Source organism: Salinispora goodfellowii (genome assembly GCF_059570675.1).
Genome location: NZ_JCANTD010000007.1, coordinates 151851 through 166770, shown reverse-complemented (window position 1 = coordinate 166770; position 14920 = coordinate 151851). Strand labels below are relative to the sequence as shown.

The window sequence follows — 14920 nt, the reverse complement described above, 5'->3', positions numbered from 1 at the left end:
GACGCGGGCTTTGTGGCAGGATGCCTCGTGCCTCCGATCAACTCCGCGCCCCCCGGTGGCCTCCCATCCTTCGTCGCGGACCTGCACATCCACTCGAAATACTCGCGGGCGTGCAGCCGTGATCTCACCCTGCCGAACCTCGCCTGGTGGGCTCGGCGTAAGGGCGTCGCGGTCCTCGGCACCGGCGACTTCACCCACCCCGCCTGGTATGACCACCTCCGGGAGACCCTGCAGCCGGCGGAGCCGGGCCTGTACCGGCTCGCTCCGGAGGCCGAGCGGGAGATCGCGCGCCAGCTACCGCCACGCCTCGCCGACGCGGCGGAGCACACCCCGGTACGGTTCATGCTCAGCGTCGAGATCTCCACGATCTACAAACGCGACGACCGGACGCGCAAGGTGCACCACCTGGTCTACCTTCCGGACCTGGCGGCGGTGGCCCGGTTCAACACGGCGCTCGGGCGGATCGGCAACCTCGGCTCGGACGGACGGCCGATCCTCGGTCTGGACTCCCGCGACCTGCTGGAGATCACCCTTACGGCGAGCCCGGACGGCTACCTCGTACCGGCGCACATCTGGACGCCGTGGTTCTCCGCCCTTGGCTCCAAGTCCGGCTTCGACGCGATCGCCGACTGCTACGCCGACCTGGCCGAGCACATCTTCGCGGTGGAGACCGGCCTCTCCTCCGACCCGGAGATGAACTGGCGGGTCGGCAGCCTCGACCGCTACCAGTTGGTGTCGAACTCCGACGCCCACTCGCCGCCCGCGCTGGCCCGAGAGGCGACGGTCTTCAGCTCCGCCCGCGACTACTTCGCCATCCGGGAGGCGCTGCGGACCGGCGACGGCCTGGCCGGGACGATCGAGTTCTTCCCGGAAGAGGGGAAGTACCACGCGGACGGCCACCGACTCTGCGGCGTCAACTGGGCACCGGAGCAGACCCGGGCGGCCGGCGGCCGCTGCCCGGAGTGCGGCAAGCCGCTGACCGTCGGGGTCCTCAACCGGGTGGAGGAGTTGGCCGACCGCCCCGCGGGGCACCGGCCGGCGCACGCCCGGGACGTCACCCACCTGGTGCCGCTGGCCGAGCTCCTCGGTGAGATCAACACGGTGGGCCCGCGATCCAAGAAGGTCGCGGGCAAGCTCAACGACCTGATCGCCGCGCTCGGCCCGGAGCTGGAGATCCTCACCCGGACCCCACTCGCGGAGATCGACCGGGTCGGCGGCGAGTTCCTCGCCGAGGGCATCCGCCGGCTTCGCCGGGGCGAGGTCCGCCGGGTGCCAGGTTTCGATGGCGAGTACGGCGTCATCACCCTCTTCGACCCGACCGAACTCCGCCCCGGCGGGGGCACGGCGGCGCAGGAGACGCTCTTCGACGTACCCGCCGTGCCGGCGCCGCGCCGTCCCGCGGAACCGACCCCGAACCCGAAGGCCCGTCGTCCGGCGACGAAGCCGGAGCCGAGGCGGGCCAGCCAACCCGCGCCGCCGATCGCACCACCCCCCTCGCCGCACGAGCCCTTCGAGCCGATGCTCTCCGGGATGGAGGAGGTCGGCACCGGTCTGCTCGATCGGTTGGACGCGATGCAGCGGGTGGCCGCGTCCGCGCCGGGTGGGCCGCTGCTGATCGTGGCCGGTCCGGGCACCGGCAAGACCCGTACGCTGACGCACCGGATCGCGTACCTCTGCGCGGAGCTGAACGTCTTTCCGGAGCGCTGCCTGGCGATCACCTTCACCCGGCGCGCCGCCGAGGAGCTGCGGCACCGACTCGACGGGCTACTCGGGCCGGTCGCCGAGGACGTCACCGTCGGCACGTTCCACTCCGTCGGCCTGCAGCTCCTGCGGGAGAACCACGCGGCCGCCGGCCTGCCGGCGAACTTCCGGATCGCCGACGACGCGGACCGTGCCGCCGCCCGGGCCGAGGCCGGCGACGACGACGGCACCTACCTGGCGCTGCTCCGCAAGCAGGACCTGGTCGACCTCGACGAGCTGCTCACCCTGCCGCTGACCCTGCTGCGAGCCGATCGGCGGTTGGCCGACTCCTGTCGCGAACGGTGGCAGTGGATCTTCGTTGACGAGTACCAGGACGTTGACGAGGTGCAGTACGAGCTCCTCCGGCTGCTCAGCCCCGCCGACGGGAACCTCTGCGCGATCGGCGACCCGGACCAGGCGATCTACTCCTTCCGGGGAGCCGATGTCCGCTACTTCCTGCGCTTCTCGCAGGACTTCACCGATGCCCGGCTGGTCCGGCTGAACCGCAACTACCGTTCGTCGGCACCGATCCTGGCCGCCGCGGTACAGGCGATCGCCCCCACGTCGCTGGTCCGGGGCCGCCGGCTGGACCCGGCCCGACTCGACCCGGAGGCCCCACTGCTCGGCCGGTACGCGGCCACCTCCGTCGCCGACGAGGCCACCTTCGTCGCCCGTACGGTGGACGAGTTGGTCGGCGGGCTGTCGCACCGCTCGCTGGATTCGGGGCGGATCGACGGCGGCACGACCACGCTCTCGTTCTCCGACATCGCGGTGCTCTACCGCACCGACGCGCAGGCCGCGCCGATCGTGGACGCGCTGTCCCGGGCGAACATCCCGGTGCAGAAACGTTCTCATGACCGGCTCCGGGACCGCCCCGGCGTCGCCGAGATCGCCCGAGAGCTGCGGCACACCGGCGGTGTTGACGGCGGCCTGCCGGCCCGGGTTCGGCTCGCCGGGCAGGTCGTCGCGCAACGGTTCGCCACCCCCACCCTCGACGGCTCGGGCACCGCCGGGCCGACCGACGTACGGGTGGCGGTCGACCTGCTCACCCCACTGGCCCGGCGCTGCGGCGATGACCTCGACCTGTTCCTGTCCCAGCTGGCGACGGGGGCGGAGGTGGACGCGCTCGATCCACGCGCGCAGGCGGTCACCCTGCTCACTCTGCACGCCGCCAAGGGGCTGGAGTTCCCGGTGGTCTTCCTGGTCGGCGCCGAGGACGGGCTGTTGCCGCTGCGCTGGCCCGGCAGCGAGCCGGACGACGACGCGGTCGCCGAGGAGCGCCGGCTCTTCTTCGTGGGGGTGACTCGCGCGCAGGATCGGCTCTACCTCAGCCACGCCGCCCGCCGATTCCGGCACGGCACCGAGTACGACTGTCGACCCTCACCATTCTTGTCCGCGATAGATCCGGGGCTCTTCGAACGCCTCGGGGAACCGGAGTCCCGCCGCCCCAAGGACCGCCAGCTCCGCCTGGTCTGAATCGCGGCCGCCACCCACTACGGTGGCGAAGGCGGCGATACCCGGGTGTCCAGCCGCTCACACTCCCGCAGGAGGACGCGCATGCCGGACTACGAGCCACCAGCCAGCCCCGGTGCCGAGCCGCTTCCCACTCGGCGCCGCGGACCGCTGGTCGCGGTACTCGGCATCGTCGTGTTCCTGACCCTCGGGGTCGGGGCGGGTGCCCTCTGGTTCCGCGCCGGGGGCGACGAGACACCGGCGGCGTCCGACCCGACTCCCACCGGCACGGCCTCGGTCTCCTCAGCCGGGCCAGCCACATCGGCGAGGCCCGGTCTCGCCGCCCCGGACTCTTCAGCCAACTCCCGCTTCGTCGAGGTCGGCCAGTGCGTCCGCAACGACGGGCCGGCCGACGGCACACCCGAACTGCTGATCACCGAGTGCGGCCCGCAGACGTACGAGGTGCTGCGCCGCGTGGACGGCCCGACCACGGGCGAGAAGGACGCGGCGGCGAAATGCGCCTCTGTCGGCGGCTACACCAACTGGTTCTTCTTCGACAGCGACCTGGACACTCTCGACTTCGTGCTCTGCCTGAAAAAACGCTGAGCACCGCCGCTCGGGGGACGGCGACCAACGAAACCCCGGACCACGCACTATCCCCATACCTAGGGCTGTCTAGCGTGGTGGCTAGATAGACCTAGATTTGAGTCGAGACCGGAGTTCACGACACGCCGGTAGCTCCATCTACCGAGGTCTAGCCCCGCTGCTAGACAGCCCGATACTCTCCGATGCGTGGATCCGATCCGCAATCCCTACGCTCCGGGAGCCGGGCAACGCCCGCCCGAGCTGGCCGGGCGCGGGCGGGAGCTGGACGTCTTCGACATCGTGCTGGAGCGGATCGCGCGCGGCCGACCAGAGCGCAGCCTGATGCTCACCGGGCTACGCGGCGTGGGCAAGACGGTGCTGCTCAACACGCTCCGGTCGCAGGCCATCAACCGACTCTGGGGCAGCGGCAAGATCGAAATCCGGCCAGACCAGTCGCTGCGCCGACCGATCTCGGCCGCCCTCCACATGGCCGTACGCGAACTGGCCCCCCGGCACCGCGCTCCAGACCGGATCGACGCCTTCCTCGGTGTCCTGAAGGCATTCGCGCAACGGTCCGCCCCGAGCGGTCGGGGCGGGACCTCCCCCCGGCTACGGGACCGGTGGCAACCCGGCATCGATGTCCCCGCCGCGAGCGGACGGGCCGACTCCGGCGACATCGAGATCGACCTGGTGGAGCTGCTGACCGACGCCGCCGCGGTGGCCGCCGACGTCGGCACCGGCATCGCCGTCTTCATCGACGAGATGCAGGACCTCGCCCCGGAGGAGGTCTCCGCGCTCTGTGCCGCCTGCCATGAGCTGTCCCAACTCGGCGCGCCGCTGATCGTGGTCGGTGCCGGCCTGCCGCACCTTCCGGCGGTGCTCAGCGCGGCGAAGTCGTACTCCGAACGGCTCTTTCGCTACCAGCGCATCGATCGACTGGACCGGATCGCCGCCGACCAGGCGCTCTGTGCGCCCGCCGCGCGCGAGGAGATCGAGTACGAGCAGAAGGCGCTCGACCTGCTCTACGAGAAGTCCGGCGGCTATCCCTACTTCGTCCAGGCGTACGGGAAGACGACCTGGGACCACGCTCCCCGCTCACCGATCACCGCCGCCGATGTCCGGGTGGCGGCGCCGGACGCCGAGGCCGAGCTGGCGGTGGGCTTCTTCGGCTCCCGGTTCGAGCGAGCCACTCCGGCCGAACGCGAATACATGCGGGCGATGGCGACCCTCTCCCTGGTTGACGATACGGACGCCGGCGCCCCGGATGACATGGACGCCGCCGTGCCGACCGCCGAGATCGCCCGCGCGCTGGGGCGCAAGCCCGCAAGCCTCTCCCCGGCTCGGGACGCGCTGATCAAAAAGGGTCTCATCTACTCTGGCGAACGCGGCACGGTGGCGTTCACCGTGCCCCACTTCGGCCGCTACCTCCGCACCCAGCCGGCGTAGCTGGTCGAGCGAGCCGGCGTAGCTGGTCGAGCCAGCCGTAGCTCGGTCGACTCACACCTTCGACCACGGCGGCGGAAAGATCACCTCGCCGGGAGCGGACGGTCCGGTGCCACCGCCGACCGAGGGCAACACCCGGGCCTGCCAGGGCTCGCCGAGCCCGGACCAAGGGCTGGTGAGGCCGAGCCGGTCGGCCCGACCGAACCCGAAGCGCCGGTAGAAGGCCGGATCACCCAACACCACCACGAGGCGCTCACCCAGCTCGGCGGCGGCGTCCAGGGCCGCCTGCACCACCGCGCTGCCCAGCCCGATGCGCTGCCGGTGCGGGGCGACCGCCACCGGCCCGAGGACGAGCGCGGCCACGTCGTCGCGGTCGGAACGAACCCGCACCCGGGTGAGCAGCGCGTAGCCGACGACCTCACCCCCATACTCGGCCACCATGGCCAGCGCCGGCAGCCACTCCGCGCTGCCCCGCAGCTCGTCGACGAGGCCGACCTCCGGCGGGGTGGTTACGTCGGGACGGGCGAACGCGCCGGCGAGGACCCGCCGCACCGCACCGGTATCTGCCGGCTCCTCAGGCCGTAGTCGCATGGTGGTCACGCCGGGGACGTTACCCCGCCGGCGCCGGCCCGTCCGGGACAGTCCCGCGATTCGGCGTGGCAGGCCGCGTCGACCGATCCAGATCGGTCGGTTGCCGGGGTGGCGGCGGATCCGACAGGGTATGACTTACCCATGACACCCGTGCGCTCCCTCGCCCGAGTAATGCTCAGTGGCATCCTCGTGGTCGAGGGGGCCCGCAGCCTCGCCGTCCCGGGTCGGCTCGCCCCCGCCGCCACGCCGATGGCCAACCGGGTCGCGCCCCTGTTGCGACGAGCTGTTCCCGGCGTCCCCACCGATACCGAGACCCTGATCCGCGCCAATGGCGCGGTACAGTTCGGGGCTGGCCTACTGCTCGCCACCGGACGACTCACCCGACCGGCGGCCTTGGTTCTGGCCGGCACTCTGGTGCCGGGTACTATCGCCGGGCATCCGTTCTGGACTGACGCGGATCCGGGGCAGCGGGTCAACAACCAACTCCATTTCCTGAAAAACCTTGGCCTATTCGGTGGGCTCTTGCTGGCCGCCGCGGACACCGCCGGGAAGCCGGGGCTACGCTGGCGGGCCGGTCAGCGGCTCGGCCACTCCCAGCGTTGGGCGACGCGAGCTGCTCGTACCGCCCGCCGGCAGGCTCGGACCGCCGTACGATCGGCAGCGACGGCTCGACGCTTCCCTGGTTGACCTGCGTCGATTCTCCTCCCGTCGCACTCCGTCGGACCAAACAGTGAGTCCGGCGTACCGACCGCCCGGTGTTAACCCGGCGGAAATGTCAAAAGCCAGTGTGGGATCGGACACGGTCATAGCACGCAGGAGGCAAAACGTGAGGGACCGTTCTAGGCTCCGTACCGGACCAGGACGGCTAGGACGATATTGGTACGGGGGTGGCCACTCAATGCCGACGACCCTCCGTCGGCGAGTACGCCGCCTCACCCCGGTTCGCCAGGTCCGGCGAGGGCTCGACCGTAGGACCGCCATCCGGATCGGAATCGTGGCCGTCGTCGCGTACGCCGCCTGGCTCGCGGTCGACGCGTTCGGGCGACCGTACAACTTCTTCGACATGAAGATCTACCACGGTGCGGCGGTGTGGTGGGCGAACGGCCACGAGTTGTACGAGTTCATCGCGCCCGACACCACCCTCGGGTTCACCTACCCGCCCTTCGCCGGGCTCGCCATGCTCCCGATGGCGCATCTTCCGGTCGGGCTGGCCGGGCTGGTAAACGCGGTGGCGAGCATCGCCGCGCTGGCCGTGGTCCTCACCGCGCTGCTCCGCCCGATCGCCGACCGGCTCAACTATCCCCTGTGGTACGCGGTGGCGCTCGCGACGGTGCTCGCCACCGCCCTTGAGCCGTCCCGGGAGACCCTCGGCTACGGGCAGGTCAATCTGCTGCTGTTCGCACTGGTCATGGCCGACCTGGTCGGTCTGCGCTGGCGGTCCCGTCGAGGCACCCACGTCGCGCCCACCGACGGGCCGCTGCTGCGCTTCGTCTACAGCGGCGCCTGGGCGGGCGTCGGGATCGGCCTCGCCACCGCGGTGAAGCTGACCCCCGCACTCTTCATCGCCTACCTCATGATCACCCGCCAGTGGCGGGTGGCGACCACCGCCGTGGGCACGGTACTGACCGTGACGATCGGGTCGTTCGCCGTCGTCGGCCCCGAGTCCCGGGCCTACTTCGGTGGGGTGCTCTGGCAGACCGAGCGGGTCGGTGCCGCCGACATGACCCCCAACCAGTCGCTCGCCGGCCTGCTCGCCCGCCTCCACGACTCGATCGAGACCCCGGGGCTGCTCTGGTTCACCTTCGCGATCCTGCTGCTCGCACTCGGCCTGTCCCGGGCCGCCAACGCCCGGGCAGATGGCGACGAGCTGACGGCATTCACCCTGGTCGGGCTCACCACCAGTGTGATCAGCCCGATCTCCTGGACCCACCACCTCGTCTGGGTGATCCCCGCGATCATCGTGCTCGCCGACGCCGCCGTCCGCCGCCGGGACGCCAGCCGGGCGCTCGCCACCCGGGCCGGCCTGGAGGGCCTACCCGGGGTGAACGGCCTGCGCCCCCCGATCTGGTACCCGACACTGACCGGGCTCCGGCACGGGGTCGCCGCCCTGGCCCTCTATCTCCTCTTCCTCGTCTCGCCGATCTGGCCGTTCGAGCACCAACTGCCCGAGGTGTCGCACTATCAGGACGGTCTCTTCGGTGCCCTGATGGAGAATTCGCTGGCCCTGGCGCTGATCGTGCTGGTCGCCGCGCTGCCCTGGCGCCCCGGGGCCGAGCCGGCCTTCTACGGCGAGCGTCCAGGCCGGCCCGTCCCGCTGCTCAGCCACCGCTGAGCGGCGACCGCACGGCCGGCGACCGCACGGCCGGCGTCAGGGGCAGTTCACCCACTCCTCGGTGCCGTCCGCGAACACCTGCCGCTTCCAGATCGGCAGCCGCGCCTTCACCTCGTCAACCAATCGGGCACAGGCGGCGAACGCGGCGGCCCGGTGGGCGGTGCTGACCGCCGCCACCAGCGCCGCATCGCCGATCTCCAAAGGCCCGACCCGGTGCGAGACGGCCACCGCGTACACCTCGGGGTCGGCGGCGAGCTCGGCAGCGACCTCGCGCAGCACCCGCTCGGCGCTCGGGTGCCCCTCGTAGGTCAGCGCGACCACCGCCCGGCCGTGGTCATGATCCCGGACGACGCCCTGAAACGACACCACCGCGCCAGCGGCCCGGTCCGCCACCGCGCCCTCGTGGGCGGCGAGATCCAGTGGTCGCTCGGTAACCTCGCCGAACGCCACGGTCGGGGCGGTCACGACCCGCGCTCCCCGGGCAGCAACGGCAGCGGCACAACCGACACCCGGTCGCCCGGCTCGCCGGACGCGCCGGGGCGGATCACCGCGAACCCGTCGGCTCCGGCCAGGCCACGCAGCATGGCCGAGCCGACATGCCGGAGCGGGTGGGCGGTGCCGGTGACGCGATCCAGCCGCACCAATGCAAGGTGGGTGAAGGCACCCCGCCCCGGGATCGGCTCGGCGAGCACCGCCTGCGGCAGCTCCGGCATCGGCCGGCCGGCGAGACCAGCCAGCAGCGGCGCGACCAGCGACGCCAGGGCGAGGATCGCGGACTGCGGGTTACCGGGCAGCCCGGCGACGAAGCGTACCCGGCCGTCGGTGCCGACCACCCGGGCCAGCAGCATCGGGAAGCCGGGCCGAACGGCGACGGTGTTGACCACGTACTCCGCCCCCAACGCCTCGAGCGCGGGATGCAGGTGGTCCACCGGGCCGTGCATGGTGCCGCCGGTCGTGCAGACCAGGTCGGCGTGGGTGAGCGCATCGCTGAGCGCCGCCACGTGCGCCGAGAGGGTGTCCGCCACCGGCCCGACCACGTCGGCGGGGCGCACCGCACACCCGTACCGGCGCAGCCACGCCGGCACGGCCGGACCGAGCGCGTCCCGGACCCGCCCCGCCCCGGGCGGCCCGGCCGTCAACAGTTCGTCCCCGAAGACCAGCAGCGCCGCGCGGGGCTGCCGCCGTACGCGCAGGGTGTCGTGTCCGCAGGAGGCGGCCAACCCGATCACCGCCGGGTCCACGGGCGTGCCGACCGGGCACAGCTCCTCTCCGGCGGCGGCCTCCTCGCCCGGCAGCCGCCACTCGGGCGACGGACGCGGGGTGCCGGCCACCAACCCGTCCGGGGTACGGCTCGACTCCTCCACCCGCAGCACGGCGGCGGCGCCGTCGGGAACCATCGCACCGGTGGCGATCTCGACGGTGGTGCCGTCCTCGGTCAGCGGCGCCGGAACCCCGCCGGCCAGGACCCGACCCACGATCCGCCACGGGCCGGCGCCCCGCACCGCCCAGCCGTCCACGCTGGTCGTGCGGAACGCCGGTAGGGGGGTCCGGGTGGCCAACGGCTCGGCCAGGGTATGCCCGTCGAGGTCAACGAGCGGGCGACTCACCACCGGCAGCGCGGCGGCTCGACCCACTGCGTACGCCCGGGAACGCGCCTCCTCCCAGCCCGCGGGTGGGGGCGGAGCGACGGGGGCGGCGGCGGCTTCCATGCTCACCCGACGAGAGTATCGGGGCATGCACGTGCCCGTTGGTCCGTGAACCGATCAGTGGTCCCCACCACGAAGCTGGTCAACGGCGTGGGCGAGGATCGGCCCGAGCACGGCCAGCCCGTCCCGGGCGCCCCCGGTCGAGCCGGGGAGGTTCACCACCAGCGTCCGCCCCAGCACACCGGCGACTCCCCGGGACAGCACCGCGGTGGGCACGCGCTCCCGGCTGTACGCGCGGATGGCCTCCGCGATGCCCGGGATCTCGTGGTCGAGCAGCGCCCGGGTCACCTCCGGGGTACGGTCCGTCGGGTTGATGCCGGTGCCACCACTGGTCACCACGACATCCACCCCCTCGGCGGCGGCGGCGCTCAGCGCCGCGCCGACCGGGTCACCGTCCGGGACCACGATGGCCGGCTCGTCCACCGCGCAGCCCAGCTGCCGCAGGCCGGCGGCGAGCAGCGGGCCGCTGGTGTCCCGGTAGACACCGGCGAAGGCCCGGTTGGAGGCGACGACCACCCGCGCCCGGATCACGAACGATCCTCGGGGCGGACCCACTCACCGGTCGCTCCGCCCTCCTTACGCAGGACCCGGACCGCGTCCACCGTGGCCGCCGGATCGACCGCCTTGACCATGTCGACGAGGGCCAGGCCGGCGACCGCGACAGCGGTGAGCGCCTCCATCTCGACGCCGGTGCGGTCGGCCGTCCGGGCGGTCGCGGTGATCTCGACGGTGTCGTCGGTGAGGGTCAGGTCGACGGCGACCCCGTGCAGGGCGATCGGGTGGCAGAGCGGAATCAGGTCCGGGGTCCGCTTCGCGCCCATGATCCCGGCGAGCCGGCCGACGGCGAGCGCATCCCCCTTGGGTAGCCCGTCGCGGCGCAGAAGGTCGACGACCGCACGGGTGGTGCGGAGCCGGCCGGCGGCGACGGCCAGCCGCCCGGTCACCGCCTTGGCGGAGACGTCGACCATGCGGGCTGCGCCTGCCGCGTCAACGTGGGTGAGCTGCGCGGAATCCGTCACGACGGCGATTCTAGTCACCGCTGCGCCGGGCCCGAGCCGCCGGTTGGGTGCGATCACCCACGCCGCACCGGCTGGTCAGGCCCGGCTACGTGCACTCGATCCTCCGCTCGCGGACAGGGACGGACCGCTGGAGTACGGTCAGGCCGCCGTTGCGGTGGGCCGTTCCTCGGACCGGCGGCGGCCCGTGGCGGCTAGGACAAGGATCATGAGTCCGATGGCCAGCGCTCCGCCGACACGTTCGGTGGCAGGTCGGGCCGCCACCCAGTAGTAGGCTGGGTAGCTCGCCCGGACGAGTTCCGGGTCGCCGAAGGCGTAGCCGGCCAACGTCTCGTACAGGCCGATGGTGGGATCGGCGGCGAACCCCAGCGCGGTGACGCCGAGCGCGAGCACGGTAAGTCGGCGCGGCAGCGTGCGTCCTCGGAGGCGGTAGCTGGCGAAGCCGGTGAGGAGCCAGCCGGTGACCGCGCCGGCAAGCCCGGCCACCAGGATCGCCGCTGGTTCCCAGCCGGGCCAAACCGGTTTGATTCTCACGTTCACGTATGTGCTGGTGCCGCCCGAGGGGGCGGTATCCCCGACTACCTGAAGTTCCAGATCACCCCGGGTGGCCTGGACCGAATAGACGGGGCTTTCCGGTCGGTCCCCCACCGCCTGGATGGTGGACTCCCGGACGGTTCCAAGTGTCCAGCCGTCGGCCCGAAGTCGCGCCTGCGCGGCCGCCAAAGTCCAGTTCGGCAGCGCTTGTTCCGGGGCGAAGACGTACACGCTGGGGTGAGGTTCCCCCCGATCAGCCATGCGGGCCACTTGCGGCGCGTTCATGGGCACACCCGCTACGGTTTCCGCCGTCTGTAGGGCTTCGGTGTCCGACGGCAGCGCCGCACCCGTCTGCCAAGCCAGCCAGGAACCCACGCCCGCTCCCACGGCTCCGAGGACCACGGCCGACAACACGGCCGACAGCACCGCCGTGCGGCCGATCGGCAGTCGGAACCACTGCCGCACCGCCCCGCGCAGCACATCCACCACGTCGGCGCGGGCAGGCACCCTACGGCCCGGCTCGGCGGAGTCCATCAGCATCGTGAGGATCTCCTCGCCGTGGCTACGGCGATAACCGACCGGATACGCCCACAGCAGCCGCCGGTACCAGCGTTCCAGCTGCACCTGCGCCGGCAACTCCCGCGCGACCTCCCCGGGGGCGGTCACGCGGGAGCCCCGAGCGGGCCAGCCATGAGTCCGAGGGCCAGGTTCGGTCGCGCCTGGAGCCGGGTCTCCGCCACCTCCGCGTGCTTGCGCAGGCGCCGGGCCCGCTCGGCGAGCCGGCCGGCCCCCGCGTCGGTGAGTCGGTAGTAGCGACGTAGCCGCCCGTCAACGACCTCCTGGCGATCGACCGCGATGAGTTCCTGCTCCACCAGGCGGTCGAGGGCTCCGTAGAGGGTGCCGGCCCGCAGCTTCACCGTCCCCTCGGAGATATCGGCGACCTCCTGGGTCACCCCGTAGCCGTGTTTGGGCCCCGTCGCCAACGCGGTGAGGATCAGGAACGTCGGCTCCTGCATTGATGTCATACCGCCAGACTACGGTTGACGGTATATACCGTCAACGTGAGTTGTAAGAAGCTCCGGCCGGCTACCGCCCGCGGTCGTTCCCAGCCCGCCTGACCCGGCGCCGCCGATCTGGAAAACTGACCGCGTGACCAGCGCCGTTCCGGGCGTACGCCGCGGGTGGCCCGCCGTTGACAACGCCGCCGGTGGCCTCGCCGTGGACCTGGCTCTCTATGCCGCCTCGGCCGGATTCGCCGCAGTCACCACCCTGACCTCCACCATCGCCCCGCACCGCGCGTGGGGCAGCGTCGCCACCGCCGGCTACCTCGTCGCCGCCGTCGCCGCCACCGCCCAGCTGCTGAGCTGGCGGCGCCGCCCCGGCTCCCCGCTGACCGGGCTCCGCACCCGCTGGGTGGTCGCCGGGCTCGCCGCCACCACCACCGTGCTGCTGCCGGTGCTCTGGCAGAGCACCGAACGGGCCTTCGGACGCACCGACCGGGCACAGGAGGAGGTCATCGTCATTGAGGACTCCGGGCGGCGGCTGATCGAGACCGGTACCCCCTACCTCAGCCGCGAGGCGATCGCCGCGCTTCCCACCGGTGAGCAGCTGTTCGGCTACACCCCGTACCAACCGGCGATGGCCCTGTTCGGGCTGCCGCGCGCCATCGTCGACACCGCGTTGACCGACGCCCGGGTGTGGTTCGCGCTCGCCACCGTCGCCATCCTCGCGCTCGCCGGGCGCACGCTCTGGCGGTCCGGTGCCCGCGAGGCGCACCGGCCCGGCGACGGCATCCTGCGCGGCGTACAGGCCGCCACGATCCTGCCGGTCAGCGCGCTCACCCTCGCCACCGGCGGTGACGACCTGCCCGTTCTCGCGCTCTGCCTGCTCGCGCTCACCCTCGCCGCCGCCGGTAAACCGGGCCGGGCCGGAGCGGCCGTGGGGTTGGCCGCTGCCCTGAAACTCTTCGCCTGGCCGGTCGCGGTGGTCCTGGCCGTCTGGGGTGCCACCCGGCGGTCCGGCCGGCGGGTCCTCGCCGGCGCCCTGGGGCTGCCGGCCATCGCCCTGCTGCCCGTCCTGCTGATCGACCCCGACGCGTTGGTCGAGAACGTGCTCCGCTTCCCGCTCGGCCAAGGTCTGGTCACCAGCCCGGCCCAGTCTCCGCTCCCGGGTCACCTGATCTCCACCGGGCTGCCCGCCGGGCGGCTACTCACCGGCGGGCTGCTGCTCGCCGTCGGGCTGGCCTTCGCCCTGCGGCTCACCCGCCGCCCGCCGCGTACGGCCGCCGCCGCGTCGCTCATCTGCGGGTACGGGCTTCTCGTCGCGCTCCTGCTCATGCCCGCCAGCCGGTTCGGCTACCTGCTCTACCCGCTGGCCTTCCTGATCTGGACCCCCGCACTCGCCTGTCAGAATCCAGCAACCCGCCACGGAACCGGCTAACCCGGCGTACACCTGAGAGGTGACCACCTTTCGTGACCGCGGCGACGCGGGTCGGGCACTCGCCGATCGGCTCACCGCGCTCGTCGGCGAACCCGATGTCATCGTGCTTGCTCTGGTCCGCGGCGGAGTGCCGGTGGCCGAGGTGATCGCCCGTCGACTCGAGGCCCCACTGGATGTGATCACCGTCCGCAAGCTCGGCCTTCCCGGTGCACCCGAGGTCGCGTTCGGCGCGATCGGCCCCGGCGGGGCCCAGGTGCTCAACGAACGGATCGCCAGCCGGCTCAGCCCGGCGGAGATCGCCGAGGTCGACCGCCAGGAGCGGACCGAGCTGGATCGCCGGGAGCGGCTCTACCGGGCCCACCGTCCGCCGCTGGACCTCACCGACCGCACCGCCCTGATCGTTGACGACGGCCTCGCCACCGGCGCCACCGCCCGCGCTGCGGTCCAGGTCGCCCGCCACCTCGGTGCCCGACGGGTGGTGGCGGCTGCCCCGGTCGGCTCGCAGGAGGCGTACGAGTTGCTCTCCGCCGAGGCCGACCAGGTTGTCTGTCCGCAGCATCCGGCCGAGTTCACCGCGGTCAGCGCCTACTACGACGACTTCCACGAGGTCTCCGACGACGACGTCACCGCCACGTTGACCGCGACCGCGTAGGTAAACCAGGTACGGTCGGTGGATGAGCCTCACCTGTCCCAAGTGTCACGGCGAGATGCGCCAGTACGAGCGCAGTGGCGTCGTCATCGATCAGTGCAGCGAGTGCCGGGGGATCTTCCTCGACCGCGGCGAGTTGGAGAAGCTGTTCGAGGCGGAGGCTAACTGGAACCGGCAGCAGGCCGCTCCGGCGCCGGCCCAGCCCAGCCAGCCCGGCGGGTACCCGCCGCCCCCGCCGCAGCAGCCCGGCTACGGCGCCGTGCCGCCCCCACCGCCGCCCGCGCACGGCTACCCTCCGGCTCCGGCCCCGGCCTACGGCAGCCACGGTCAGCACTACGGTTACCACGGGCACTACCGGCGCAAGCGGCACAAGGGCTTCCTGGGCGACCTGCTCGGCTGAACACCCGGTACGGCGCGGCCGGAAGGACCACCG

At 72.4% G+C, this 14920-nt stretch carries 15 protein-coding genes; 8 read left to right on the top strand and 7 right to left on the bottom strand.

The genetic code is table 11. The features are described 5' to 3' along the window. Window positions 1-27 precede the first annotated feature (27 nt). From T398_RS10675 to T398_RS10665, 3 genes are all read left to right on the top strand, one after another. Window positions 28-3216, top strand: coding sequence for a UvrD-helicase domain-containing protein (locus tag T398_RS10675; RefSeq protein WP_496446229.1), 3189 nt, complete (start codon window positions 28-30; stop codon window positions 3214-3216). 81 nt (window positions 3217-3297) lie between these two features. Continuing rightward, on the top strand, window positions 3298-3798 hold the full coding sequence (locus T398_RS10670) for an LppU/SCO3897 family protein (protein ID WP_496446228.1): 501 nt from the start codon (window positions 3298-3300) through the stop codon (window positions 3796-3798). A 186-nt stretch (window positions 3799-3984) separates the two neighbouring features. After that, on the top strand, window positions 3985-5223 hold the full coding sequence (locus T398_RS10665) for an ATP-binding protein (protein ID WP_496446226.1): 1239 nt from the start codon (window positions 3985-3987) through the stop codon (window positions 5221-5223). Window positions 5224-5274: 51 nt separating this feature from the next. On the opposite strand, the gene T398_RS10660 is transcribed toward T398_RS10665, so the two are convergent. Further along, window positions 5275-5811, bottom strand: coding sequence for a GNAT family N-acetyltransferase (locus T398_RS10660; protein ID WP_496446375.1), 537 nt, complete (start codon window positions 5809-5811; stop codon window positions 5275-5277). Window positions 5812-5952: 141 nt separating this feature from the next. On the opposite strand from T398_RS10660, the gene T398_RS10655 reads away from it, so the two are divergent. Both T398_RS10655 and T398_RS10650 read left to right on the top strand, forming a co-directional pair. Continuing rightward, on the top strand, window positions 5953-6498 hold the full coding sequence (locus T398_RS10655; RefSeq protein ID WP_496446225.1) for a DoxX family protein: 546 nt from the start codon (window positions 5953-5955) through the stop codon (window positions 6496-6498). A gap of 211 nt (window positions 6499-6709) precedes the next feature. Next, a complete protein-coding gene (locus T398_RS10650) occupies window positions 6710-8143 on the top strand; it encodes a glycosyltransferase 87 family protein (protein WP_496446223.1) in 1434 nt (477 codons plus the stop codon). A 36-nt stretch (window positions 8144-8179) separates the two neighbouring features. On the opposite strand, the gene T398_RS10645 is transcribed toward T398_RS10650, so the two are convergent. From T398_RS10645 to T398_RS10620, 6 genes are all read right to left on the bottom strand, one after another. Then, on the bottom strand, window positions 8180-8608 hold the full coding sequence (locus T398_RS10645) for a molybdenum cofactor biosynthesis protein MoaE (RefSeq protein WP_496446222.1): 429 nt from the start codon (window positions 8606-8608) through the stop codon (window positions 8180-8182). Beyond that, the gene (locus T398_RS10640; RefSeq protein ID WP_496446373.1) at window positions 8605-9852 is read right to left on the bottom strand and encodes a molybdopterin molybdotransferase MoeA; all 1248 of its coding nucleotides are present in this window, start codon (window positions 9850-9852) and stop codon (window positions 8605-8607) included. Before T398_RS10640 ends, T398_RS10645 begins: the two co-directional genes overlap by 4 nt. A 54-nt stretch (window positions 9853-9906) precedes the next feature. Continuing rightward, window positions 9907-10380, bottom strand: a complete 474-nt coding sequence (locus T398_RS10635; protein ID WP_496446221.1) for a MogA/MoaB family molybdenum cofactor biosynthesis protein — start codon at window positions 10378-10380, stop codon at window positions 9907-9909. Continuing rightward, entirely contained in the window at window positions 10377-10868 is a 492-nt protein-coding gene (gene moaC, locus T398_RS10630) for a cyclic pyranopterin monophosphate synthase MoaC (protein ID WP_496446220.1), read from the bottom strand. The genes T398_RS10635 and moaC overlap by 4 nt, the downstream gene beginning before the upstream one ends. A 138-nt stretch (window positions 10869-11006) precedes the next feature. Continuing rightward, a complete protein-coding gene (locus tag T398_RS10625; RefSeq protein WP_496446218.1) occupies window positions 11007-12065 on the bottom strand; it encodes a hypothetical protein in 1059 nt (352 codons plus the stop codon). Beyond that, complete coding sequence (locus T398_RS10620; protein ID WP_018217740.1) at window positions 12062-12415, bottom strand: PadR family transcriptional regulator; 354 nt, start codon at window positions 12413-12415, stop codon at window positions 12062-12064. Before T398_RS10620 ends, T398_RS10625 begins: the two co-directional genes overlap by 4 nt. A 133-nt stretch (window positions 12416-12548) precedes the next feature. On the opposite strand from T398_RS10620, the gene T398_RS10615 reads away from it, so the two are divergent. From T398_RS10615 to T398_RS10605, 3 genes are read left to right on the top strand one after another with little or no spacing between them, the layout of a single operon-like run. After that, on the top strand, window positions 12549-13838 hold the full coding sequence (locus T398_RS10615) for a glycosyltransferase 87 family protein (RefSeq protein WP_496446216.1): 1290 nt from the start codon (window positions 12549-12551) through the stop codon (window positions 13836-13838). Between the two features lie 19 nt (window positions 13839-13857). Continuing rightward, window positions 13858-14490, top strand: a complete 633-nt coding sequence (locus tag T398_RS10610; protein WP_496446214.1) for a phosphoribosyltransferase — start codon at window positions 13858-13860, stop codon at window positions 14488-14490. A 22-nt stretch (window positions 14491-14512) separates the two neighbouring features. Then, window positions 14513-14887: a TFIIB-type zinc ribbon-containing protein gene (locus T398_RS10605; protein ID WP_496446213.1), complete on the top strand. Its 375-nt coding sequence runs from the start codon at window positions 14513-14515 to the stop codon at window positions 14885-14887. Window positions 14888-14920: the final 33 nt, after the last annotated feature.